Annotated in this window: 24 protein-coding genes and 1 pseudogene; 7 read left to right on the plus strand and 18 right to left on the minus strand. The window is 54.5% G+C overall.

The annotated features are described in order from the left end of the window. Positions 1–127 precede the first annotated feature (127 nt). Positions 128–871, plus strand: a complete 744-nt coding sequence (locus Q4501_RS15385; protein WP_303597145.1) for an SDR family NAD(P)-dependent oxidoreductase — start codon at positions 128–130, stop codon at positions 869–871. A gap of 23 nt (positions 872–894) precedes the next feature. Here the strand turns inward: Q4501_RS15385 and Q4501_RS15390 are convergent, their stop codons facing one another. From Q4501_RS15390 to speA, 3 genes are all read right to left on the minus strand, one after another. Then, on the minus strand, positions 895–1,533 hold the full coding sequence (locus tag Q4501_RS15390; RefSeq protein ID WP_303597146.1) for a ChrR family anti-sigma-E factor: 639 nt from the start codon (positions 1,531–1,533) through the stop codon (positions 895–897). Next, complete coding sequence (locus tag Q4501_RS15395; RefSeq protein ID WP_303597147.1) at positions 1,530–2,129, minus strand: sigma-70 family RNA polymerase sigma factor; 600 nt, start codon at positions 2,127–2,129, stop codon at positions 1,530–1,532. The genes Q4501_RS15390 and Q4501_RS15395 overlap by 4 nt, the downstream gene beginning before the upstream one ends. Positions 2,130–2,298: 169 nt before the next feature. Further along, on the minus strand, positions 2,299–4,209 hold the full coding sequence (gene speA / locus Q4501_RS15400; RefSeq protein WP_303597148.1) for a biosynthetic arginine decarboxylase: 1,911 nt from the start codon (positions 4,207–4,209) through the stop codon (positions 2,299–2,301). 214 nt (positions 4,210–4,423) lie between these two features. On the opposite strand from speA, the gene speE reads away from it, so the two are divergent. Continuing rightward, positions 4,424–5,305 (plus strand): polyamine aminopropyltransferase, encoded by an 882-nt coding sequence (gene speE / locus Q4501_RS15405; protein WP_303597149.1) that lies wholly within the window; start codon positions 4,424–4,426, stop codon positions 5,303–5,305. Positions 5,306–5,400: 95 nt separating this feature from the next. After that, positions 5,401–5,898 (plus strand): DUF6231 family protein, encoded by a 498-nt coding sequence (locus Q4501_RS15410; RefSeq protein WP_303597150.1) that lies wholly within the window; start codon positions 5,401–5,403, stop codon positions 5,896–5,898. Positions 5,899–6,005: 107 nt separating this feature from the next. Here the strand turns inward: Q4501_RS15410 and Q4501_RS15415 are convergent, their stop codons facing one another. From Q4501_RS15415 to glnK, 5 genes are all read right to left on the minus strand, one after another. Then, positions 6,006–7,091, minus strand: a complete 1,086-nt coding sequence (locus tag Q4501_RS15415; RefSeq protein ID WP_303597151.1) for a WD40 repeat domain-containing protein — start codon at positions 7,089–7,091, stop codon at positions 6,006–6,008. A 95-nt stretch (positions 7,092–7,186) separates the two neighbouring features. Next, positions 7,187–9,031 carry an alpha/beta hydrolase gene (locus Q4501_RS15420; RefSeq protein ID WP_303597152.1) on the minus strand — a complete coding sequence of 615 codons (1,845 nt, stop codon included), beginning with the start codon at positions 9,029–9,031 and terminating at the stop codon, positions 7,187–7,189. Next, positions 9,031–9,897, minus strand: a complete 867-nt coding sequence (locus tag Q4501_RS15425; RefSeq protein ID WP_303597153.1) for a DUF4123 domain-containing protein — start codon at positions 9,895–9,897, stop codon at positions 9,031–9,033. Before Q4501_RS15425 ends, Q4501_RS15420 begins: the two co-directional genes overlap by 1 nt. A 172-nt stretch (positions 9,898–10,069) precedes the next feature. Then, positions 10,070–11,338: an ammonium transporter gene (locus Q4501_RS15430; protein WP_303597154.1), complete on the minus strand. Its 1,269-nt coding sequence runs from the start codon at positions 11,336–11,338 to the stop codon at positions 10,070–10,072. A gap of 69 nt (positions 11,339–11,407) precedes the next feature. Further along, positions 11,408–11,746 (minus strand): P-II family nitrogen regulator, encoded by a 339-nt coding sequence (gene glnK, locus Q4501_RS15435; protein WP_071264623.1) that lies wholly within the window; start codon positions 11,744–11,746, stop codon positions 11,408–11,410. A 389-nt stretch (positions 11,747–12,135) separates the two neighbouring features. On the opposite strand from glnK, the gene Q4501_RS15440 reads away from it, so the two are divergent. The 3 genes from Q4501_RS15440 to trmB all read left to right on the plus strand — a co-directional run bounded on the left by Q4501_RS15440 (position 12,136) and on the right by trmB (position 14,814). Further along, complete coding sequence (locus tag Q4501_RS15440; protein ID WP_303597155.1) at positions 12,136–12,390, plus strand: accessory factor UbiK family protein; 255 nt, start codon at positions 12,136–12,138, stop codon at positions 12,388–12,390. Positions 12,391–12,472: 82 nt separating this feature from the next. After that, complete coding sequence (locus Q4501_RS15445) at positions 12,473–13,999, plus strand: YifB family Mg chelatase-like AAA ATPase (protein WP_303597156.1); 1,527 nt, start codon at positions 12,473–12,475, stop codon at positions 13,997–13,999. 182 nt (positions 14,000–14,181) lie between these two features. Further along, positions 14,182–14,814 (plus strand): tRNA (guanosine(46)-N7)-methyltransferase TrmB, encoded by a 633-nt coding sequence (gene trmB, locus Q4501_RS15450; protein ID WP_303597176.1) that lies wholly within the window; start codon positions 14,182–14,184, stop codon positions 14,812–14,814. A gap of 66 nt (positions 14,815–14,880) precedes the next feature. On the opposite strand, the gene Q4501_RS15455 is transcribed toward trmB, so the two are convergent. The 10 genes from Q4501_RS15455 to Q4501_RS15500 all read right to left on the minus strand — a co-directional run bounded on the left by Q4501_RS15455 (position 14,881) and on the right by Q4501_RS15500 (position 23,944). Beyond that, a complete protein-coding gene (locus tag Q4501_RS15455) occupies positions 14,881–15,414 on the minus strand; it encodes a hypothetical protein (RefSeq protein WP_303597157.1) in 534 nt (177 codons plus the stop codon). Continuing rightward, positions 15,414–16,562, minus strand: coding sequence for a radical SAM family heme chaperone HemW (gene hemW, locus Q4501_RS15460; RefSeq protein WP_303597158.1), 1,149 nt, complete (start codon positions 16,560–16,562; stop codon positions 15,414–15,416). Before hemW ends, Q4501_RS15455 begins: the two co-directional genes overlap by 1 nt. A gap of 5 nt (positions 16,563–16,567) precedes the next feature. Next, positions 16,568–17,167 carry an RdgB/HAM1 family non-canonical purine NTP pyrophosphatase gene (gene rdgB, locus Q4501_RS15465; RefSeq protein WP_303597159.1) on the minus strand — a complete coding sequence of 200 codons (600 nt, stop codon included), beginning with the start codon at positions 17,165–17,167 and terminating at the stop codon, positions 16,568–16,570. Between the two features lie 7 nt (positions 17,168–17,174). Then, the gene (locus Q4501_RS15470; RefSeq protein WP_303597177.1) at positions 17,175–17,621 is read right to left on the minus strand and encodes a DUF4426 domain-containing protein; all 447 of its coding nucleotides are present in this window, start codon (positions 17,619–17,621) and stop codon (positions 17,175–17,177) included. An 8-nt stretch (positions 17,622–17,629) separates the two neighbouring features. Continuing rightward, positions 17,630–18,235 carry a methionine biosynthesis protein MetW gene (gene metW, locus Q4501_RS15475; protein ID WP_303597160.1) on the minus strand — a complete coding sequence of 202 codons (606 nt, stop codon included), beginning with the start codon at positions 18,233–18,235 and terminating at the stop codon, positions 17,630–17,632. Then, on the minus strand, positions 18,232–19,380 hold the full coding sequence (locus Q4501_RS15480) for a homoserine O-acetyltransferase (protein ID WP_303597161.1): 1,149 nt from the start codon (positions 19,378–19,380) through the stop codon (positions 18,232–18,234). Before Q4501_RS15480 ends, metW begins: the two co-directional genes overlap by 4 nt. A gap of 122 nt (positions 19,381–19,502) precedes the next feature. Continuing rightward, entirely contained in the window at positions 19,503–21,467 is a 1,965-nt protein-coding gene (locus Q4501_RS15485; protein ID WP_303597162.1) for a dynamin family protein, read from the minus strand. Between the two features lie 261 nt (positions 21,468–21,728). Next, entirely contained in the window at positions 21,729–22,313 is a 585-nt protein-coding gene (locus Q4501_RS15490; protein WP_303597163.1) for a YggT family protein, read from the minus strand. A 30-nt stretch (positions 22,314–22,343) separates the two neighbouring features. Then, entirely contained in the window at positions 22,344–23,177 is an 834-nt protein-coding gene (gene proC / locus Q4501_RS15495) for a pyrroline-5-carboxylate reductase (RefSeq protein WP_303597164.1), read from the minus strand. Between the two features lie 62 nt (positions 23,178–23,239). Further along, on the minus strand, positions 23,240–23,944 hold the full coding sequence (locus Q4501_RS15500; protein ID WP_303597165.1) for a YggS family pyridoxal phosphate-dependent enzyme: 705 nt from the start codon (positions 23,942–23,944) through the stop codon (positions 23,240–23,242). A 138-nt stretch (positions 23,945–24,082) separates the two neighbouring features. On the opposite strand from Q4501_RS15500, the pseudogene Q4501_RS15505 reads away from it, so the two are divergent. Then, positions 24,083–24,442: pseudogene (locus Q4501_RS15505) on the plus strand (twitching motility protein PilT); the annotation flags it as partial.

Consider the following 24,442-nt stretch of genomic DNA (forward strand, 5'->3'; position numbering starts at 1 on the left):
GGTTATCTAGCCATCAAGAGGTATCAGAGCTATTTCATACGACTGTTTAAATTTTGTGGTTCACTCGTGCATGCGGTCTGCTGCGCAAGTTGTTCGTATATGGTTGAGACCAGAGTGGAGGAATATCATGAAGCGAATTTTAGTGGCCGGCCTCTCCGGCGCGATTGGTGGGGCCCTAGCCGAAGCGCTGCTGGAGCGCGATGAGGAATCTATAGTGGTAGGTTTGGCCCGCGACCCAGAAAAGGTGTCTGAATCGTTACGCAGTCATAGCCGTTTAACGGTGTTGGCGTGGGATGCGGAGAATGATCAGTCTCCGGGTGACGTTGCCCGGGCTCTTGAAAAAACGATTCCTGCGACGACGGGCATCGATACATTCATATACGCCGCAGGTTTGCTTCATGACGGCCCCGTGTTTCCGGAAAAACGGCTTGAGGATATGAAAGCGAACAGCATGGCCCGGGCCTTCGCGGTAAACGCAACCGGCTTTGCTATGTTGGTCCAGGCGCTATTGCCTTGGCTAAGGCACCGTGAGCTGAAGCGGATTCTGGCCATTTCCGCCAAAGTGGGCTCGATTGAAGACAACCGTCTAGGGGGATGGTATGCGTATAGAAGCTCGAAAGCTGCGTTAAACATGCTGGTGCGAACGCTCTCTGTGGAATTGCCGCGCCGCTGCAAGCCAGTCGCCTGTGTGTCACTGCATCCCGGAACTACTGACTCAGCCCTCAGCGAGCCCTTCAGGCAGTCTCTGGCGCAGCTACAGGTGCACAGCGCCGCTGAAACTGCCGGGAATCTGGTGAAGGTTATTGAGGGGATTACTTCAGGGGATAATGGCCACTTCCTGAGCTGGGATGGTTCAGAGCTTCCCTGGTGAATGCGGCCATTGTGACAACAAAATCAGCGTATGAACGGGTTCAGCATGCGGGTAAAGGTTCCAGTCAATTTGACCGGAGCGCTCAGCACCGAAAGAGTGATGCAGTCTTCACACCCGACAGCGACTGGCTTGTGCTCGTCCTGATCTGTTAGAACAACAAAGTCCCACTGATTAAAAACGCCTTTCTGGTCGGCAAAAGCACCTTGCAGCACAATGGTTGTCTCGGTGCCGCGATGGGTATGGGCCGGAGCCTTGCCTCCGGAAACCAGTTTCTGGAGGACAACCTGTTCCTTCTGGCCCGGAAATTTTTCAGTAATATCCAGCACGCTGACATCACCCAGTTGACGCTTCCAGGGCAGATTGTTGATGTCGTCTCCCAGCAATTTCTGAAGAATGCTGATTCTGGGCGCAGTCTCTATTACCGGCTGGGGCGCCGGATCACTGTCGATCTTCGCCAGAATGCTGTCAAACATCGACTCGGATACACTGACTTTTGGCTGCTGCTCCATCATCACTGCACCCAGGCTATCGAGAGTATCGACCCGGCTTCGGCAAAGAGCGCACTCATTGAGGTGCAAGCGAATGCAAAGTGCATGAGGCTCGCTTAAATTGCCGGCGCTGTATTCCATCAGTTGAATACTGTCGGGGTGATGCCGTGTCATACGTTCTGATCCTGCAAAATCACTTTCAACTTGTTCAGCGCCAGGCGCACACGGCTTTTGACCGTCCCAAGGGGGATATTTAACTCGTCAGCTACCATCTGATGGGACTTCTGCTCCATGTATACCTTGGCGATCACGGTAATCTGTTCTTCTGGCAGGTTTTTGAGCGAGTCTCTCACGCGGCGCTCGGACATCAGACGGTGCAGTGAGGTTATTGGCTCGTTCTCATCCTCGCCCGGTATCTGCCATAGATCTTCGGTCTCAACCTGCATCTCCGCACTGGTGCGACGCATTTTGCGTAGCATATCAATGCGCTGGTTACGTGCGATGGTAAAGATCCAGGTTGATGCTGCAGCCTTGTGCCAGTCATAGAGGCTGGCTCTCCTCCAGATGGATACAAACACTTCCTGCACCAGCTCTTCAGCATGGCTGGCCATGCCGTTTGCCATGGCGTAGTACTTGAGTTGCGGTGCGAAATGCTCGAACAATGAATGGTAGGCTTGGCGGTCCTGGCTTTTCCCCACTTTCACCAACAGTTGGCTCCAGGGATCTTTTCGGCCCTCACCGTGTGCTGGTTTTTTATCCAGTGTGGTCACCGGACGCTCCTCGACAGTCGCATGATTCAAATTCGTTCTGCTTATCATTCTATGCACTCGCCCTGGATTTGTCAGTCTTGATAACTACGCGTCGGGTGTGAGTGCGGATCAGCTTTTTGTAAAAGTTATTTTCCAAACGGCTTTTCGGGGCCAGGATTTCAGGAAACGCTTAGTCTTCCAGATAGGTGTAGCCTTCAAGCCCCGCGGCGAGTTCTTGCATCAAGGCTACCTGAACATCTTCCGGTAGTTGGCTTGCGGAAAATTTGCTCCGATACGCCGACAGAAGGTTGTCCGGCTCAAAGTTTACGTACCTGAGCACGTTCGCAACCGTATCGCCAATAATGGGGGAACTGGTGTCGAAGCCGCCCGCGTCGTTCAGGCGCACATCCACAGAGTGAGTGTCGCCAAAGAGGTTGTGCATATCCCCCAGAATTTCCTGATAGGCGCCTGTCATAAAGAAACCCATCAATAAGGGCTCTCCTGGTTCGTCTTCAGGTAAGGGCAGGGTGGTTTCCGTGCCCTGGCCATCAACGTAGCGGTCAATCCGGCCATCAGAATCACAAGTGATGTCCTGAATTACTGCGCGTCGGCTGAGCGGCCGATTCAGGCCATTTACCGGCATGACCGGGAATATCTGGTCTATGCCCCATACATCGGGCAAAGACTGAAATAGCGAGAAATTAACGAACAGTTTTGCAGCCAGTTTTTCGTTCAACTCATCAATGATTTCCCGATGGGCCCTGCTGTTTTTGTCCAACTGGCTCTGCAGCAACCGACAGCAGCGAATATAGAGTATTTCTGAGTCTGCCCGCTCTTGCAGTGAGAGCATGCCGTGGGCGAACTGGCCATGCACATCCGACATGGCATGCAGGACGTCGTGATAAATTTCGGCGAGTGAACGCGGGGATTCAGGGTCTTCCAGACTTTCCAGATCTCGCCAGAGGTCCTGCAGAGGCGCCGGAGCATTCTGTTCTGGCTCTGTGACGGGAAGGTCTTCCGGCTCTTCGTGATCAATCACGTTGGTGACCAGAACTGAGTGGTGTGCTGTCAGCGCGCGCCCGGATTCGCTGATCAGATCGGGATGGGGAAGCCCGTGGCGATCACATTCAGCCTGTAATACGTGCACCACGTTGTAGGCATACTCGTGCATGCTGTAATTCATGGAACAGGCGCTGCGTGAGCGAGTGCCCTCGTAATCAACACCCAGGCCGCCGCCGATATCAACGGTATTCACCGGTGCACCCATCTGTCGGAGTTCGCTATAAAAGCGCGCGCATTCCCGCAGTCCTGTCTGTATATCGCGGATATTGGCAATCTGCGAGCCCAGGTGGAAATGCAGGAGCTGAAGTGTCTCCAGCTCGCCGGCTTCGCGGAGTGTATGTACCACGTCCAGAACCTGGCTGGCGGATAACCCGAACTTGGATTTTTCACCGCCGGTGTTCTGCCAGTTACCCTTGCCAATGGTTGCCAGGCGAACACGTACACCAATTAGCGGGGATACCTCGAGCTTTTTGGCTTCTTCCAGAATAAGCGGAAGTTCCGACTGCTTCTCAACCACAATAAACACCCGGTGACCGAGCTTCTGACCGATCAACGCCAGGCGAATGTATTCTCTGTCCTTGTAGCCATTGCAAACGATGACGGAGCCGGGCTGTTTTGCCAGAGCCAATACCGCCATCAGTTCCGGCTTGCTGCCTGCCTCCAGACCAATCTGCCCATTACTCGCGGCGGGTTCTGCGGCTGTCAGCTCTTCAACTACCCGGCGTTGCTGGTTTACCTTGATGGGGTAAACAGCGGTGTACTGTCCTGTATAGCAATGTTCTGTAGAAACTTTGTTGAACGCGTTACACAGCTTGTTCACCCGGTCGTGAAGAATGTCTGCAAAGCGGATAAGTATGGGTAGCTGCAGCCCTGAGTTCATCAAAGAGCGGGTCAGCTCCGGCAGATTGATTTCCGCCTCGCTCTTGCCACGGTTTGGCCGAATGAGAACCTCGCCTTCCGCGTTGACACCTATATAACCATCGCTCCAGTGGGCGATGTTATAAACCTTGTGAGCCGGGGAAGCGCTGGAATTACTCATGACTGCTATCCTTCTGGGAAAACCGGAGCCGGGCAGGCCGGCTGAATGGCTGTTATTGTAGGGCCTGGCTTCTGCCCCTGAAAGCCTCCCACCTTGTTGATCGCGCCTGCGGATGTGCGGAATTACAGCAATGACCAACAAATATTTTGGCTGGCCGATCCGCGCCTCTACAATACGCCCTTTGACCAAATTCCAGGTTTTGCAGGAGAACGCTATGACTACGCTGAACAACAACTGGTTTACTGAGGTATTCCAGGATCAGGGGACTGCATTTTCCCTGCAGGTGAAAAAGAAGCTGCACGAAGAGCAGACGCCGTTCCAGAAACTGGAAATCTACGAGACAGAGACGTTCGGCAACCTGATGGTACTGGACGGTTGTGTGATGCTGACCACTCGGGACAACTTTCTCTATCATGAGATGATGACTCACCCGGCCTTGTTTACCCACAAAAATCCAAAAAAAGTAGTGATCGTAGGCGGTGGAGACTGCGGAACCCTGAAAGAAGTTCTGAAGCACCCCGCCGTGGAAGAAGCCTGGCAGGTTGAAATCGACGAACGAGTGACCCGTACGTCAGAGGAGTATTTCCCCGAGCTGTGCGAATCCAATGAGGACCCACGAGCCAACTTTTTCTTCGGCGACGGCATACAATGGATGCGGGAAGTAGATCCCGGCAGCATCGACATCCTCATTATTGACAGTACCGATCCGGTTGGCCCGGCAGAAGGCTTGTTTGCTCTCGACTTCTATCGCGATGCCATGCTGGCGCTGGGTGAAGGTGGCATTATTGTGCAGCAGAGCGAATCCCCTTTGTTACACACCAACACCATCATTAAAGATATCCATACCGACATGCGCAAAGCCGGCTTCGAGCATGTGCAAACGTTACCGTTTCCGCAGCCCGTGTACCCCACCGGCTGGTGGAGCTGCACCATGGCCAGCAAAGAGAATCCGATAAAGTATTTTCGTGAAGACGACGCAAACAACCGCCCCTTCGTTACCCGTTACTACAACGCTGGCATTCATCACGGCGCACTCGCTATGCCCCAGTTTATGATCGATGCGCTGGAAGATGAAGTGCGCCCTACAGAAGGCTGATTTAGGGGCTACCCGACCATCCAGATCTGCGAGAGCGGCAGTTGCTCCAGCCTGGACGGGTAGGCTCTGCCGGCACCCTCATGGGAGTGGCTAAAGTGATAGAGCAAAACGAATCTCGTATGACGCCCCAGCAGGCGCTTGCGCAAACCCTGGACAATTGCCAGCCGGATACGCTGCTGGTATGTGGCACACTGCCGGTGCGTTTGGGGAGTGCTTGGCATAAACAGTACCCGGACAAACACTACACCGAACTATTGCTGTCAGAGTCCAGGAAGGCTCTGCCGTCGTCGCATACCCACGATCTGGCCCTGATTGAGGGTGCTCTTGAGCAGTTGAGTCGTGAAGAAGGCACTCTGCTGCTCGGCCAGTTACGCAATTTTGGCACGCACCGGATAGCCGTGATTATGACCGACGCTTCGGACTGGAAACTGAGTGATTTTCTTGGCCTGGGTTTCCAGCGCCAGGCTTACCTGGAGGGGACTCCAGCGCGTACTCTGTATACCTACAACATCGATAGTTACAACCGGCGACGAGACTGGAATAACCCCCGGTACTGGGCTAACCCGGAAATGTGGGACAAGGCACGCTGGTAAACGATAATCCGGGGGAGCAACTGCCACGCTGAGGCAGCCCGGTATGCTGCTGCGGGTTTCAGGTTTCGGCCAGGAATTTCAGGGCACAAGCGGATTGACTCAGAAACCTATTCCACCACCCAGACCCTCTCCAGTGCCAGCTCGTCCGGATCAAACTGGTACACACTGATACCACCGCCCGCCTTGTGCCCCATCGCCAGAATGCCCGCTTCCGGCGAGGTGGCAATGGCGGTGTTGCGGTCGTACTGACTGCCGTAGGTGACCAGTTCGGGTGACTCGCCAAGATCAAAGTATTTCACAGGCCAGGGGCTGCCGGTTTTGAACAGGGCCGCGATGTGGCTGTTGTTGCCGAACCGGAGGTAGTATTCGCTGTTGTGGATGAAGGCTACTGCGATGGTGAAAGCATGCGTGCCTTTGGGTGGATCGATAAACTTACTTTTATCATAGTACTTCTTGGCAGGAAGGTCGTCCGGAAGGCCTTCGATGAAAAGCCCTGCGTAACCGGCGTTGCGCATTCGGTGCTTGGGGTGAGATGTGTTCCAGGCAAAACTCTTTCCGTTCTCATCCGCGCTAACGACCCACTGTCCGTTCGGACTTATGGCAGCGTGGGTTTTGGACGAATTGCCATCCAGTTTAGTCGTAGGCTGTCCTGTTTCGAGGTCCCATAACGCAACATTATAAAGGTGCTGGTAATCTGCCCCTTCATCCAGAACCTCTTGCAGTGACCGATAATAGGGTGGCTCGAATCCTTTAGGTTCACCGCTTCCAGCGGAAACAATCCATTGCTCAGATTCATCCATCGTAAGGTTGAAGAGCTTGTGATAACCAAGAAAAGCCTTACCGTCGGCTGCTTTCAGGGTCTCTGTCGATCCCTCTACCGTTCTTCGATACAGGCCCCAGCCTATGTCGGAGTAATAATAGGTGCCGAGATCCTGAGTCATGAGGTTACCGTAGGTAGGCTTGTGGAGTTCGAAAGCCGTTTTAATCTCTCCGCTTACCGACTGAACGGTGACGGTATTGTCGAGATCCTGCCAGAGAAATGTGGGCTGGTGTTTAATGAAGTACGCACTATAGATATTGGCATTGCGGCTGATAATTTTTCGGTTGTGCCCTTCCAGATCCCACAAAATCAGTTTTCGATCCTTGTGGGCGGTGATTGCAAATGCTCCGTTTGAGGAAACGGAGGCGCTCATAACTGGTCCAGATGAGTTGTAAACGGTCCAAAAACCAAACCCTGCCGCCAAGATGAGCCCTAGTGCCAAGAGCGCCCGTAGATTGAATTTCCTCATCAGTAACGCCCAAACTTTGAATTTGCTAGCAATTGGTTTTTCATGATCTCTCGTTGATAGACTTCTGCGAACAATTCTCGGGTAGGAATCCTCATCCCTGAGTGACTATGTAACCATGTTGACTGATTCACCTGATCAATCTCATCTTTATCGATTAAACTACTGATAAATCTGTCAAAATTATCTGATTTGGTATCCATAGCTTCCTCAAGCCCGACATACCCCAGCGCAGGCCGAGGCGGTTTCTCCGGAAACCAGTTGTTTACCGCAAGTTTTTTCAACCGCAAAACATAATCCCTGGCCACTTGGGGGCTAACACTGGCTCGATGGTTCAAGGGGGCGAGCAGAGTATAATCTGGTGGTCGTTCACCGTTCCGAAGGCAATCAATACAGGGCTGCCACAGGGCGCTTGCTTCAGCAAAAATGTCTTTCTCAAGCCTCTTCCAGTTATCCAGGATTGTTTGCTTCAAAACGCCGGGTGTAGCTAAAGAGCGCTGAGGGTGGGCTGTCATCCGCACATCGTAAGTCAGCGGTAAGTAGTCTTTGTAAAGCTTTTCGATTGCTGGCCCAAACCCGTTGTCGAGGAAGCTTGGGAAGGTCCACCATTTTTTGTCATAAGCACCCCGTAATTTACCGAGTATTTCATCCATGGGGTCATCTGCAGTTGCGATATCCCATGCTTTAACTGCGGCCCAGGAAACGGGTGAAATGACCCGCCACCACCAGTCATCATCTTCACTGCTGTCGGGCCCGAGAATGCCGTCGCCACGGGAGTGCAGCACAACGATTTTCCGTGCTGCCTTATGGGCATTGGGGAATACTCCCAGCCCCAGGGGGTGTACATCACGGTTACTGTCATTGGTCAGCGCATTGTCTGCGACGGCCGGCTGCCAGAGAAACAGGTGGTCAACCAGGTCTCGCTTACCCATGGCACCCATAATGTTCAGGGCGGTGAGCGCCACCCGAGCCCCAAGTGAATGAGAAATCAGGTTTATGGCTATGCCTGCATCTGCCAATTGCAGCAATAGCGGAGCCAGGCGCCGTCCCGCAGTCATTGCGTTAAGCTCCGCCTGCATGAAGTCAGTTGAGCCCGTATTGCCCGGCCAGGAAACGTTGATGATGCGGCTATAGGGCATCCAGTTCTCGCCGTCGAAACCCGCTGCGCGGTTTAACCGGTATTCCATATGGACCGCCCAGTTATGGGCGCCAGCGCCATTCAGGTATTCATCGTTCACCGTTTGCGGGTCTTGCCAGGCGGTGGCTTTATTGGAATGCCAGCCAAGCCGTCCCCACTCACCATGGGGGACGTTGTAGCCGTGCATAAAAATGAGCGCATTATTGCCGTTTTCCCGGAAATACTTCAGTTGTTCGTCCGTCAGCAAGTCTTCAGATGCGGGTGCCGCTTCGCGCAGGTTAATGATCACTGGTGGTGGCAGGTGTATTGCGGTTGCCTTGCGCTCGCCCTGGATGACGGTCAGCTTTACCCCTTCGCCGAGCAGTTGGCCGGGGCGGAAACGGAGCTGTTTGCCTAAGGTATCGAACCCGATTAAATGTTCCCCCTCTTGCTCCTCCGGCCAGTGCCATCGCGCGTTGCCTGTGACAAGTTGGGTGAAGCGGGCCTCGGCATTATCTGGTGTATGCTCTGAGCCGTTTTGTGGTTCGGCGGTTACGAATTTTCCGCTTTCATCTTTGATACTGCCTGCATTGAGCAATGCTCTTGGTCGCAGGAGATTGTCGACGCGGCGCAAAAGTACACTTGCGGTTTCGTGCTTGCAGACTGGCGTTCCGTGGGCTCCGAGAGGCGCAGTGCTGGGTGAAAATGGCAGATTGTTCGTGGGTGTCATCAGGTTCCTTCCTGTGATTGTGGTAGCGTCGCAAGCGCTTCCAGTACGTCTGACCAGCAGGCTCCTTGCCTGGTTTTGCTTAGGGTCGATATCTCTCCGTCGTTTAGTGTTCTGGTAAAGCCCCGCATGATCAATACTCCGGCGCCTTCAACCAAGCCTTGCTCACTCGTTGCCCCCAGCGTTTTCAATTGTTGGAACCAGCCAGACACTGTCTGTTTCTGCAATCCATTGTTTTCGGCCAAGGCATTTGCGAGTAAACCGCGCCGATAGGCCTCTGCGGATGCGAGATTCTCTTGCGTCAATTCAAGAGGGGCAGGGTTTCGCTCCCACAACTCATCCGGAAGTGCTTTGGGTTGGGCCTTCGTAAGCGACCAGTTGGCACCCGCATGGCAACCATGGATGGCAGTTAGCGGGCCGAGAATCCGCAGACGCTGGTGGGGTGACAATGATGTTGCAAGGCTGGCCAGTGTTGCTGGATCCGCGTAACGAAAAAGGCTTTCACCCCCAGGGCTGAACACGGTGTTCAGACAGGCAAAGTGATCGCAGGTTGCCTCCAGAGTCAACTCCTGGCCATACAGTACCAGTGCTTTACCCTCGGCCAGCCACTTATGGAGCCATTCTTTACTGCGGGCTGATACGGGTTGGATAACCAGAGGGCCATCGGAGGCTAGTTCGCGGTATTCCGAGTGGATATACGGCAGGTCATAAACCGGTGTGGGGTCGTGTTCAAATAACAGGCGTAAAGCATCGGGATGCTTTGACTGATCTACCAGGTACCCACTGGCGCCTTCGGCCACCGAGCCTGGGTGATAACAAAACGAGGTGTGGGTCTGAGCTTCCTGGCTCATGGCTGGGGAGTCCTTCATGGCTGCCTTCATCTATCCTTAGATGACCAGTAAATGCAGAGTGATAGTAGCCGAACGTTGAAACACTGTCATCTGTCGGGATTTGCGGTTCTCCCACTTAGTTACATAGTTCTCGAAAATGAAAAAAGGGGCGCCTTTTCAGGCACCCCTTTCTGTTTGTCGTCAAAGGCGATTATTTGCCGCTGACAAACTCCGGGTAGGCTTCCATGCCGCACTCGGACAGGTCCACACCCTCGTACTCTTCTTCTTCGGTGACACGTACACCCATCACAGCTTTGATGATGCCCCAGACCAGCAGGCTGGCAAGGAACACCCAGACAAAGATGGTTACAGCGCCAATCAATTGTCCGCTGAAAGTAGCACCACTGTTAGTGATAGGAACCAGCATCAGCCCGATGAAACCACATACGCCGTGAGCTGAGATGGCGCCTACAGGATCATCGATACGCAGCTTGTCCAGGAAGATGATGCTGAATACCACGGCTATGCCGCCCAGACCGCCCCAGAGGGTTGCGACCAAAGCGCTAGGCGTAGAGGGCTCGGCGGTGATAACTACCAGGCCTGCAATCGCACCGTTGAGGAGCATGGTCAGATCCGCTTTTCCGAAGAGCAAGCGGCCGGTTATCAGAGCCGCTATAGCACCGCCGGCAGCGGCTGCGTTGGTATTTAGGAACACCATGGCAACTGAGTTGGCGCTGGCGATATCGCCCAGCTTCAGAACCGAACCGCCGTTAAAGCCGAACCAGCCCATCCAAAGGATAAAGGTACCCAATGCAGCCAGAGGCAGGTTAGCACCGGGGATGGCGCGGATTTCGCCATTGGGGCCATATTTGCCTTTACGGGCTCCGAGCAAGATTACGCCCGCAAGTGCAGCAGCCGCACCGGCCATGTGAACAATGCCTGAACCGGCAAAGTCGCTGAAACCAAGGTCGCCGAGGTTGTAGAGCCCAAAGACGTCCTTGCCGCCCCAGGTCCAGGAGCCTTCCAGCGGGTAGATTACACCGGTCATTACGACAGCGAAGGCAAGGAATGCCCAGAGCTTCATGCGCTCAGCGACCGCGCCGGACACGATTGACATGGCAGTAGCCACGAACACGACCTGGAAGAAGAAGTCAGCAGCACCCGAATAGATGGAGCCACCTTCAAAGCCATCTTCACGAGCGGCATAGTCGCCCAGAACCGCAGCCGGGTCTGTGCTTTCTATGCCTGCCAGAAGCAGGGAACCGTCGTACATGATTGCGTAACCACACACCAGATACATGATGGAGGCGACCGCGAATAGAGCGACGTTTTTGGTGAGAATTTCAGTTGTGTTCTTGGCCCTTACAAGCCCTGACTCGAGCATGGCAAAGCCGGCGGCCATCCACATTACCAGGGCGCCGCACACCAAGAAATAAAAGGTATCTATTGCATACTGCAGGTGAAAAATATTGCTTTCCATAGGATGCCCTCCGCACGAGGCACTTCGAATTAGTTTTTTTGCGTTGGCAGTTACGTGGTCAGATCAGAATCAAACCGCTTCTTCGCCTGTTTCGCCAGTCCGGATCCGGATAGCCTGTTGCAGTTCTGTTACAAAGATTTTGCCATCACCGATTTTTCCGGTATTGGCGGCTTTGGTGATGGACTCAATAACCTGGTCCAGCAGGTTGTCACCAATGGCCACTTCCACTTTTACCTTTGGCAGAAAATCCACAACGTATTCCGCGCCACGATAAAGTTCTGTATGACCTTTCTGCCGCCCGAAGCCTTTGACCTCAGTGACGGTTACGCCTTGTACGCCTATCTCGGATAGTGCCTCACGGACATCATCCAGTTTGAAAGGCTTAATGATCGCTGTCACAAGTTTCATTGCTTTCTCCTTGGTAAAACCGTCTCAACGTGAGAGCCCCACGGCCGGTTGTTGAGTTCGGGGTGCTGTCGCTTCGCACGTCACTTGTGCGGAATGCGTACGAGAGCTATAGCACCGGGTATGCCAACGCAAAAAAATTATTTAAAATCAGTGTTCTATGGTGTTAATGCGGTGATCGTCTACCAGCTTGGGTGCCAGCTGCTGCACCAATGTGGTGCGTAACGAGATCCCGTGACCCAGGTTGGAGCGGGGTAACGGCTGGCGTGACCAATAGAGTGCTCACCGCACACATTATGGCAGGGCTGGCGGTGTGATACACTCCTGCAAAACGGCTTTGGCGCTGCTCTTTTGGTCGAAACCGGACATTATTCAAATCAGTGAGGTGAAGCGTGAAAGGTCCCCAGGATATTTTCGCCCAATTACAGGGGCAGTTTGGTCAGTTTGTCCCGGATATGGCTCGTGCTGCCCGGGATGATTTTGAAACCCAGGCTCGTGCAACAGTCATGGCTGTTTTGTCTCGCCTGGAGCTGGTAACCCGGGAAGAGTTTGATGGCCAGCAAGCGGTCCTTATGAAAACCCGCGAAAAGGTCGAGGCTCTTGAGAAAAGGGTTGCTGAGCTGGAAAAGTCCCTGAGCGCAGAATAAACCCTGGTAGTTTCCGGCAGGAAGCCGGAGAGGCCTGGTAACCAAGGCCCTATAAGATATTGGAAAACCATGGAAGGTTGTTATGCTTGCTGTCGTTCATTCCCGCGCATCCATTGGCGTTTCTGCACCGGAGGTGACCGTCGAGGTGCACCTTTCCGGTGGCTTACCGGCACTCTCTATTGTGGGCATGCCGGAAACCGGTGTACGCGAAAGCCGGGAGCGTGTAAGAAGTGCCCTGCTTAATGCAGGTTTTGAATTTCCCGCCCGCCGAATAACCATAAACCTTGCGCCTGCAGACCTGCCCAAAGAGGGTGGTCGTTTCGATTTGCCGATTGCACTGGGCATTCTTGCTGCCTCCGGACAGATTCCGACAGAAAGTTTATCTTCCTGTGAATTCCTAGGAGAGCTTTCGCTTGATGGTGCGCTCCGACCACTCAAGGGTGTGTTGCCTGCAGTGCTGGCCGCGCGCAAGGAGGGCCGAAGTTTACTTATACCGAATGCTAACGCCGAAGAAGCCGCTCTTGCGAGCCAGGATGATGTACTGGCAGCGGGCCATTTACTGGCAGTCTGTGAGCATCTGTGTGGTCGCGCCCGGCTGGTTCCGGTGCCCGGTACTATGCCTGAGTCGGAGGCTGTGCCAGGTACGCTGGATCTTGTGGATGTGCAGGGGCAACAAGTTCCTCGCAGGGCTCTTGAGGTGGCTGCGGCGGGCGGCCACAATTTGTTGTTTTTCGGCCCGCCAGGCACGGGCAAAAGTATGCTGGCGAGTCGTTTGCCTGGAATTCTTCCGGATCTGGAGAATGAACATGCCATGGAAGTTGCGAGTGTGCACTCAGTGGCCGGGCATCCGCTACGAACAGGAGGCTGGCGCCAGCCCCCGTTCAGGTCGCCCCATCACACCGCTTCAGCCGTGGCGTTGGTTGGTGGTGGAAGCAGCCCGAGGCCAGGAGAAATCTCCCTGGCACATCGCGGAGTCTTGTTTCTTGACGAGCTGCCAGAATTTGACCGCAGGGTTCTGGAAGTGCTGCGTGAGCCTATGGAAACCGGAGAAATATCCATTAGCCGCGCCGCGCGTCAGGTTACTTTCCCTGCGCGGTTTCAGGTCATTGGCGCGATGAACCCTTGCCCCTGCGGCTACAGCGGGCACCCGACCATTGAATGCCAGTGCACGCCACAGCAGGTGATGCGTTACCGGTCGAAAATTTCAGGCCCCCTGCTGGATAGATTTGACCTCCATGTAGAGGTGCCGGTGCAGGGGGGCGACATACTTATGCACACCGGTGGCGGCGGCGAAACCAGCTCTGTGGTGCGTGAGCGAGTTGTGCTTGCCAGAGAGCGTCAGTCGCTGCGCGGATGTATTAATGCCACCTTATCGGGGCGTGACTTGCAACACGCCTGTAGCCTTGAGCGTTCCGGCGAAATGTTGCTTTCAGCTGCTATGGAAAAGCTTGGGTTGTCGGCCCGGGCGCTGCACAGAATACTTCGAGTGGCGCGCACATTGGCGGATCTCGAGGGGTGTGATGTCGTTTCGCAGTCGCACTTGGCGGAAGCCCTGGGTTACCGTCAGTTTGATCGCCAGGCCGGTCACGGCACTGTGGTATCCGCCTGACTGGTCCTACTCTGTTAAACTGTTTGCAAATACCGTTAAGCAGAACCGCAGCCAGCGGTTAAGGATTGCAGATGACTGATCAGAAAGAGCCGCAAGATGATAGTGCCCCGAAACAGGCAGCCGGTGATTCGCCAATTACGACGCGCCGGGGTGTCCGCAGTTTCGTGCTGCGTCAGGGGCGCATGACAGAAGGCCAAAAAAAGGCCTATGAGCGCAGTTGGCCAAAGTTTGGCCTGAGCCGTGAGGATGGCGTGATTGATCCGCGTCAGGTGTTTGGCCGGGATGCCATGCTCAATCTTGAAATCGGTTTCGGTATGGGGCGTTCTCTGGCAGAAATGGCTGAAGCCGCACCGGAGCAGGATTTCATCGGCGTGGAAGTTCACCTGCCGGGCGTAGGCGCACTGCTCAAGGAAATTGAGGATCGCGGGCTTGAGAACATCCGTATTTACAATATAGACGCCAACGATGTGATTGATTTGTGCCTGCCGGATGCCTGCCTGGATCAGGTAATGGTGTTTTTCCCGGATCCCTGGCACAAGAAGAAACATCACAAACGCCGGCTAGTGCAGCCTGAGTTTGTGCAGCGTATCCGTCACAAATTGAGAGTGGGCGGTATCCTGCATCTTGCAACAGATTGGGAGAACTACGCTGAGCACATGATGGAGGTTATGGGTGATTCTGAAGGGTTTGCCAATACTCAGGAGCAGGGCGGATTTTCTCCGCGCCCAGAGTATCGCCCGATTACCAAATTCGAGAAGCGCGGTGAAAATCTGGGCCATGGCGTGTGGGATCTATTGTTCCACCGCACCAATTGAGATTTTGGCTGAAGCCCCGTCAAGTCTTGGCTGACGCTCTTTGAGTGGCTGTTTTCTCCGCCTGACTCAGCCCGGCTCCAGTGGATGGCGCCGGGCTGCACGAATGATCACCAGCCCAGCGATGCCAAGCGTCAGAGCGGTAAACTTGGCTAATGCGCTGATGGCAGCGGCCACGCTGATGGCATCCGCGGGGGCCTCCAGATTATTCAGCAACAAAACGTTCTCCGTGGCATCGGCGAGGCCGGCGGCGATAAAGAGCGTTCGAATCCAGCGCGCAGCGTTGCGTTCGCGAACACCGGGCCTGTCCCGGGTGCAGTGCCGGGTCAGCAATATAAGCGTGAGGCAATAAACAGGGATAAACAGAAAATCCAGCCACAGAGAAAGTCTCGCCCATTGCAGGCCTTCGTCGCCCCAGCTTCGCACAATAGCCAGCGCCTGCTCGGCGCTCCCCGCTAACTGATAGCTGACAATGCCCTGATGTGCCGACCCTGTTTTCAGGGGCTGGTTGATCACCAGTAAAGCAACCAGAAGAAGCAAAGTCATAACCAGGCAGGCTTTCAAGCCTTTAGTTAAAGCAGGTAATTCCTTTTCTGTGTCCATTACAGAAAACGCTCCAAAAGACTGTTCAGATACCTTTGTCCCAGGGCTGTTGCCTGAAGCCGATCTGTGAACAGCAGTTTATCGTCACGCAGTTTCTGAAGTTGTACCCCAATGGATGTCAGGGGTAAACCCGTCCGTTCGAAAAATAGGCTTTCATCCACTCCTTTCCGAAGGCGCAGGGCGTTCATCAGAAACTCGAGAGGAAGTTCCTCTGCATCGATTTCTGCGCTTCCGGAGGTGCGGCTGCCGATCCGGTTCAGGTAGGCGTCTGGTTGCCGTGTTTTCCAGTAACGCCTGATCGTGCCATCTGGCAGGCTGATTTTACCGTGGCCGCCCGCACCCAGCGCCATATAGTCACCGAACGACCAGTAGTTCAGGTTGTGCCGTGAGGCCTTGCCTGCCCGGCACCACGCGGATATTTCATAGTCGTTGAAGCCTTGCTGACGCAAATACTCCCCGCCCTGATCGGCGATCTCACAGAGCAGGTCGTCATCCGGCAGATCCGGTGGACGGCTATAAAACTCGGTGTTGGGCTCCAACGTCAGTTGGTACCAGGACAGGTGCGGTGGTTCATGGCTCATGGCAGATCTGAGATCTTCAAGAGCTTCATCAGGCGTCTGGTTGGGCAAGCCGTGCATCAGGTCCAGATTGAAATTATCAAAGCCCGCTTTTCTCGCCGTGTCGATCGCCCGGTGCGCCGCTGCGCTGTCATGGATGCGCCCCAGTGATTTCAAATGGGCCGGGTTGAAACTTTGCACGCCAATAGACAGACGGTTGATGCCGGCTTCCCGGAAGGCTTCGAAACGGCCCTCCTCCAGTGTGCCTGGGTTGGCCTCAAGCGTAATCTCTGCATCCTTTGCGAAAGTGAGGCGCTCGGAGAGGCCCTTGAACAGCTTGCTGTAGAAGCCGCCGCTCATCAGCGAAGGCGTTCCTCCGCCAATAAAAACGGTTTCAATAGCTCTGCCAGATGAAAATGCAAGATCCTGGTCCAGGTCTTCAAGCAGGGCAGTCAGATAGGCGGATTCGGGGAGATCGCTCTGGATGGCATGAGAATTAAAGTCACAGTACGGACATTTGCGCACGCACCAGGGCACATGAATGTACAGACTCAGAGGGGGAATGACCGATGCCGGGACGATTGAGGTCACCGGGTTCAGGACTCCGCCCCGAGTTGTTCCATGAGTAATGTCAGGGCGCGGCCCCGGTGGCTTATCCGGTTCTTTTCTTCCCGTGACAACTCTGATGCGCTGCAATTGTGTTCCGGGCAAAGGAAGACGGGGTCGTAGCCAAAGCCGCCATTGCCCGCCGGTTCCCTGAGAATTGAGCCTGGCCAGCGGCCGTGACAGACAATCGGCGTTGGGTCGTCGGCGTGTCGCAGGTACACCAGTACGCAGTGAAATTGAGCTCCGCGCTGGCCGTCGGGCACATCGGCCATGGCGTCCAGAAGTGCATTCAGGTTATCGAGATCGGAAGCGTCGGACCCGGCGTAACGTGCGGAGCGCACTCCGGGGGCTCCGTCCAGTGCATCAACGGCCAGACCACTGTCGTCAGCAAGCGCCGGTAAACCGGTTTCCCGGGCGGCGTGGCGGGCTTTGAGAATAGCGTTCTCGACAAAGGTGACCGCCGGCTCTTCGGCCTCGCCAACGCCCAACTCTCCTTGCGGTACGGGCACGAATCCCAGTGGCGCAAGGAGGTGAGTGAACTCGTTGATTTTGCCTTTGTTGTTGCTGGCGATAACAATTTGCTCAGACATAGTTCGCTCAGTCGTTGAAAAGGGTATGGGCGAACCGTACCTGCAGGTCCTGGTTATGACCGGTAGGGCGAGCGGTAATGTTGAACGTCAACAATTCGCCGGGTGAGTACTGGTATTGGGCAATAAAGTAGACCGAGTCGCCTTCCTGTATTCTGCGAAATGCCAGAAATTTCACTTGCTGGATGTCGTTTGAAACCTTGCCTTCTACTTGTCCAGCTACGGGCTTTATAACACCATCTTCATTTTCCTGCATGATTGAAACATTGACCAGGCCAATGCCTTTGCTGCGCTGGAGTTTGTTTTCCTTCGCTGTCTCAGGGGGCAGGAAAGTGCTGTTCAGCACGCTCCAGTTTACCTGGTAATCTCCAAAATCTTCGGAGCCGGCATGGGCAGGCAGGCTGGCAGCGGCAGTGAGAAAGGCAGCTGTCGCAATGGTGAAAATGCTGTGCAACATTCTATTCATCATTTTGTTTTCTCCCGGGTAATACGGTAAATGGCAACTTCCCCTAACAGGTTTGGCCAAAGGCGCGCTAGCCAGTTGTTCTGGTGCTGACCGTCCACTACACGCCTGCTTTTGATGCGGATGCCTTTTTGCCGACACAGCGCCTCAAAATCCTTGAAGGTACAAAGCCGGATGTTGGGGGTGTTATACCATTTATACGGAAGAGCATCGGATTCGGGCATACGGCCGCTGAGAGCCAACCCCCAGCGCAAGCGCCAGTGAGCAAAGTTAGGGAAAGTGACGATGCCTTCGTTGCCAAGGCGCAGCATTTCATCCAGTACCTTGTCTGGTCGGCGCACGGCCTGCAATGCCTGCGTCATCAGAACAATATCAAAGCTGTTATCTTCAAAGTTGTCCAGCCCCTGGGTGTCCAGGTTCTGTTCAATCACTGATACACCACGGTTCATACAGGTGGTGATATGGTCTGGATTAATTTCCAGGCCAAAGCCACTGGCATTGCGTTCCCGTTTGAGGAAGTCGAGCAGGGTGCCGTCGCCGCAGCCAAGATCCAGTACGTGGTGGCCTGGCTTAACCCACTGCTGAATGATTTCAAGGTCTGCCCTCATGCGCCCACCTCCCTGGCAACGCGATCCATATAGGCGGTGAAGATATCGGTGTAGCGCGGCGTGGGAATCAGGAATGCGTCGTGGCCCCATGGCGCATCGATTTCGGCATAGCTGACTTTACGGCGGGCTGAAATCATTGCGTTTACCATTTCTTCAGAACGGGCCGGTGTAAAGCGCCAGTCTGTGCTGAACGACAGCACAAGAAACTCACAGCTGGCTTTGGCAAGCGCTTTGGATAGGTCTCCGCCGAACTCATAAGAGGGGTCAAAATAATCCAGCGCCCGGGTCATCAGCAGGTAGGTGTTGGCGTCAAAGATCTCCGAGAAGCGTTCGCCCTGATAGCGGAGATAACTTTCCACCTGAAACTCGGCATCGTAGCCAAACTTGTAGGCCTGGTCTCTCAGCTCGCGGCCAAATTTTTCACCCATTGAGGCGTCCGAGAGGTAGGTGATGTGGCCCACCATTCTCGCCAGCATCAAGCCGCGGCGGGGCAGGGTATCGAAATCGTAGTAGCGGCCGTCATGGAATTCCTGGTCTGAAGTAATGGCTTGCCGCGCGACCTCGTTGAATGCAATGTTTTGTGCTGTCAGGCGCGGGCTGGAGGCTATAGCCACAGAATGCTTCAGCCGATTCGGGTAATCCAGGCTCCATTGCAGGGCTTGCATGCCCCCGAGAGAACCGCCTACGACCGCTGCCCAGCATTCAATGCCCAGGCGGTCTGCGAGCAGGGCCTGGCTTTTTACCCAGTCGCCAACGGTGACGACTGGAAAGTCCGGGCCGAAGGGCTTGCCCGTAGACGGATTGGTTGAGTTGGGGCCCGTACTGCCGTGACAGCCACCCAGGTTGTTGAGGCTGACTACAAAAAAACGATTGGTATCTACGGGCTTGCCCGGTCCAATACAGGTGTCCCACCAGCCTGGTTTGCGGTCGTCAACGGAGTGGTAGCCAGCAGCATGATGGTTCCCGCTCAGTGCATGGCATATGAGCACGGCGTTGGTGCGATCAGCGTTGAGCTCGCCATAGGTCTCAACCACCAGGTCATAATGTTCCAGTGCTTGTCCGCACGCCAGTTCTATGGGTGTTTCAAAATGATACGTCTGTGGGGTGACTACCCCGACAGAATCCACGGGCATGGGATCGGGCATCGGTGCGAAAGGTTCCTGGTTCGGTCCGTTAGTGACTGCTTTGCTGGTTGGGGCAAAAACCCCTACCAGCAAAGCAGTTTAAAGGCGGGCCGTCATGGCTGCAACCGACAGGCTATATGGGGCTAGATAGCACCAGAGATATTAACGACCTTTTGCTGGATCATCGTGGGGGCCGGTTTGCGGATTTGTCGCTGCATCGCATCAGCCAGTTCCAGTTGCCGACGCAAGTCACTGATGGTATTGCCTAGCCGCTCACGCTCGAAACGGCCATCTCGATCGCTTCGTACCATGTCCCGAAGGCGCCGGATCTGATGCTCCAGCAATTGTTTCTGTTCCATGGAGTACTGCATGATCGGTAGCAGTGCCTCTGATGGCCAGCGCTCTACATCCTGGCGAACACGGGCATGCAGGGTTCTGGCTTCGCTTACCATCACATTAAAAAACCGCTGGACCAGAACTGACTGCTCAGTAAGCAGGTTTTTCGGGCTGACCCGGAAGCGTCGGGCTTTTTTTCGCAGCTCCCTGATAGCAATTACATGTCGGCCGGCACGCAATGGAATGGGTTCCAGATGTCGGGCACGGGTATCCTCGTTATACCGGCGATAGATGGCACCGACCATTTTCTCCGCAAGGCGGCCCTCGCTGAGCAAGTTGGTGAAATCGCTTTCAAGGAGTTCAAAAAACTGGTCCATGGCGTTGTTCATGCCTGCCGTGGTCCAGCTTTTCGACATACTTTTTCGCACGCGTTCGGCATGAGCTTCAAAGCGACCTTCTACTACCAGGCTTTTTAGCATGTCCCCCTGGGACCCCATCAACCGACGGCTGGAGCGCAGAGTGATGAGCTTCTTGTAGTAAAATTCGTAATCTTTCTGGGCGCGGTCGGCCAGTCTGGCGAGGGCCGCCTTGTCCATGGTTGTGCCGGAACAGGCTTGAGACTCTTCTTCGAGAGCGTCGAGGCGAGTTTGCATCGCAGCCTGGCTGTTTTGCAGCATACCCAGCAGATCATTGATCAGGCTTTGCGTGATCAATTGTTCCTTGTGCATCAGGATGCGCTGGATGATCAATTGTTCCAGATTGCTGATGTTGGAGCGGGCAAACAGGTTGGTGTCTTTTTTGACTCTGGCCACCAGGCCCTGCTTGGCGGAAAGGGGGATTACATCCTGCTGCCGGATGCCCAAGTGATCCGCGGTATATCCACGCACGCGATCAATGGCTTCGTTAGTGTGCTTCTCGCCCTGCAGGTCGTCCCACAAAACATCGATCTTGTTCAATACCGCAAAACGGCCGGCACGGTGATCGGCGTGTTCGGTATCTATGAACTCTTTCCAGATGGTCATATCACTGGCAGTAACGCCAGTATCTGCGCTCAGCACAAAGATGACGGCATGAGCTTTTGGCAGCATGCTGATGGTGAGTTCTGGCTCGGAGCCCAGCGCGTTGAGACCTGGAGTGTCAAGAATGCGCAGGCCGCGCTCGAATAGCGGGTGACGAATACTGATCTGCGCATTGCGCCAGGCAGGTACCAGAACGTTGCCGGGGTTGTTGCGGTCATGCTCAAGCATGCCTTCGTCAAACCCGAGTGCTCGCGCCTGAGCGGGCTCAACACTTTTAACCCGGGCAACTTCCCCCAGGATCTCACGCATGATTTCAGGGTCACGCTCATTCAGGTTGTGCTTTACCCAGCGTTCAGGTTGTTTGCGCAGTTGCTGTAACGACAGGCTGCCGGTGCGAGTCTCTATGGGGAGCAGCATCAGGTAGTTTTCGTTGGCACTGCGGTCAAAGAACAGCTCTGTCGGGCACATGGTAGTGCGGCCGGCCTGAGAGGGCAGCATGCGTTGACCAAACTCCGAGAAAAACAGCGCATTTATAAGCTCTGTTTTGCCACGGGAGTATTCACCAACAAATGCAATGGTGAGCTCATCCTCAATCAACAGCTCAAGGCCATTGCGGATCCGCGTGCTGATGTCTTCAGAGAACAGGTTGTTATCCTGGAGCCACAACCGGTAGCGGCCGATCTGGCGGATCAGCTCCTTTTTCCAGTTGTGGTACGCCTCTACCTGTTGAGTCAGGTGTCCCTGATGCTTCATCGGATTTTCCTTCTACACGACTGCTGGCGTTCCCCGGACAGATTCACAGGGATCCACGTGGCGACGAATGGTGACGCATGAATTAATTACGGTTAATACTAGCTTGTTCCGTGGGTTTTTGCGGCCGGGTGTTTGCAGATGTGTGGCTGTTGTCGACATGATTTTCATAAAAAAAGCCGCAAAATCAACAAAGTGAAGGTGCGGCTTTCAGCTGAGGCTTTTTGTGGAGAACTGTTACAAATTGTTTGTTTGTGACGGAGTTTACAGTCCCAGGCCAATGGCTCCGAGGCCGACCGCGACTTTCATATGATCAATAACAACAGACAACACGTTCAGGATCAGGAAAACAATAATGGGCGACAGATCCAGGCCGCCCATGGATGGCATCAGTTTTCTCACCGGGCGCATGACAGGTTCTGTAATCTGGGCGACCAGTTGTATTGCTGGATGACTGCTGCCTGGGGCAATCCAGCTGACGACAACAACAGCAATAACCGACCAGAAATATATCTTGACGATCAGATCCAGAACCGCCACCGCGCCCCAAACCAGAAGGATGAGAGGATTAAACGATGGAATGCCGCCGCTCAGGGCAATGAGAATAAGGAAGAAGGTGGCCGCCTGAATAAGAACGGCAAGAACCAGAGCTGCGCCGTCAATTCCGCCCCAGCCAGGTATGAATCGACGGAGGGGTCTGAGTAAAGGGTTGGTGGCCTTCACCGCAAATTGGGAAATCGGGTTATAGAAGTCAGCTCGGGCCAGTTGCAGCAAAAAGCGCAGCAGTATGACTGTCATGTAAAAGGTGGACGCGATCAGCAGGATCGTAATCAGGATGTCTGCCAGCATGTAGCCGTTTCTCCGTTGTCAGTGACTGGTTTACTCTTTACCTGCCAATTCTTTGGCCATTTCTTCCGAGCGCTTGTACGCAGCGCCATATGCCTTGTTTACAAGGTCGCGCATCCCGCCTTCTTCAAATGTATTGACGGCTTGCTCGGTTGTGCCTCCCGGCGACATGACGTTTTTCTTCAGCTGAGCTGGGTCGTGTTCACTCCTGGCAGCCATCTCGGCGGCACCTGCCATGGTTTGAATGGCCAGCTGTCGAGCGGTTTCGGGATTTACGCCGGCGCTGGTTGCCGCTGCCTCAAGGGCTTCCAACATCAGGAAAAAGTAGGCAGGGCCACTGCCCGAGAGTGCGGTTACTCCGTGCAGTAGGGCTTCATCCTCAACCCAAACGGCAATGCCTATGCCTTCAAAAACTGATTGAACCATTGTTTTCTGGGCGTCGCTCACACTGGAGTTAGCAAACAAACCAGCCGCTCCCTTGCCAACCAGCGATGGGGTGTTTGGCATGACTCTTACTATAGGCAGGCCGCCACCAAGCCACTCGTCAAGTGTATCCGCACCCAGGCCTGCTGCAATCGATACCATTAATGGGCGAGTATTCTGGGCAATGGGGGCTATGTCGCGGCAAACGTCCGCCATTGCCTGAGGCTTCACCGCCAGCACAACCATGTCTGCCTGCTGAGCGCAGTAGCGGTTGTCTGTTGTTACGCTTATCCCAAAACGTTTGCGAATGGATTGCAGGTGGCCATCATCTGGCGCGCTTGCCCATATATTGCAGGCTTTGAATCCGCTATCCAGCATGCCGCCAATAATAGCGCTGGCCATATTACCGGCACCGATAAACGAAATGGTTGGTGATTTGCTCAAGGTCTGCTCCAACGGTTATTCGGTTAGACATTCGGATCCGATAATAGCAGGAACCGGTCAATTCAGCTCTTGTATGCACGTGCGCCGAAAACGGCCGTGCCAATACGAACCCAGGTGGCACCTTCTGCAACCGCCATTTCGAGATCACCCGACATGCCCATGGATAAGGTGTCCAGTGGCCCGGCTTCCGGGTATTCCTGGCGCAGCTTTTTCAGCGTATTGGCAAGCGAGCGAAAACTTGCCCGCAGGTCGGATTCGCCCTGCTCCGGATCGGGGATCGCCATAAGCCCGCGCAAATTCAGGCCCGGCAGCTGACCTATTTCTGATACGAGTTCAGGTAATTCGTCCGGCTGGCACCCTGATTTGCTTTCTTCATTATTGATGTTGACCTGAAGGCAAATATTCAAGGGTGGCAAACCTGTTTCTCGTTGCTCGCTGAGGCGGCGGGCAACCTTAAGGCGGTCCACGCTGTGCACCCACGAAAAAGCCGACGCTATCTGCCGGGTTTTATTGGACTGAATCGGGCCGATAAAGTGCCATTCTATCTCCGCCAGATCGGCGAGTGCAGCAATTTTATCCAGGGCTTCCTGAAGGTAGTTTTCCCCGAATGCCAGTTGGCCGGCAGCCACGGCTTCTCGTAGTTCGTCTGCCGAGCGCGTCTTGCTGACCGCTAACAAGCTCACAGAATTTGGCTCCCGGCCCGCCTGCAATGTTGCTTTTTGTATGCGTCGGGTTACGCTCCCGATGTTGTCTGCTATGCTGCTCATATTATCAAATAGTCGCGTTTGGTCTGCCGGTTCGATGGCGATACGTTACTCGCAGGTCACTGAAATGCCAAGTGATCACGGGCGGGTTGTGCCAGACAGACGCTACCTGTGTGAAAGAAAAGCCTTCCGAGGACTTCTATGGACATTACTGAACTGCTTGCCTTCTCGGCGAAACAGGGTGCGTCTGACTTGCACCTTTCTGCCGGCCTGCCCCCGATGATCCGTGTTGACGGTGATGTTCGCCGTATCAACCTCCCGCCCCTGGAGCACAAAGAAGTTCATGGGCTGATATACGACATCATGAACGACAAGCAGCGTAAGGACTACGAGGAATTTCTGGAAACAGACTTTTCCTTCGAAGTGCCGGGCGTCGCCCGCTTCCGTGTTAACGCTTTCAACCAGAATCGCGGGGCGGGTGCCGTATTCCGTACCATTCCTTCGAAAGTTCTGACTATGGAAGACCTCGGCATGGGCCAGGTTTTCAAGGATATTTCCTCG

Origin of the sequence: Marinobacter sp. 2_MG-2023 (genome assembly GCF_030546935.1) — a bacterium.
Lineage (GTDB): Bacteria > Pseudomonadota > Gammaproteobacteria > Pseudomonadales > Oleiphilaceae > Marinobacter.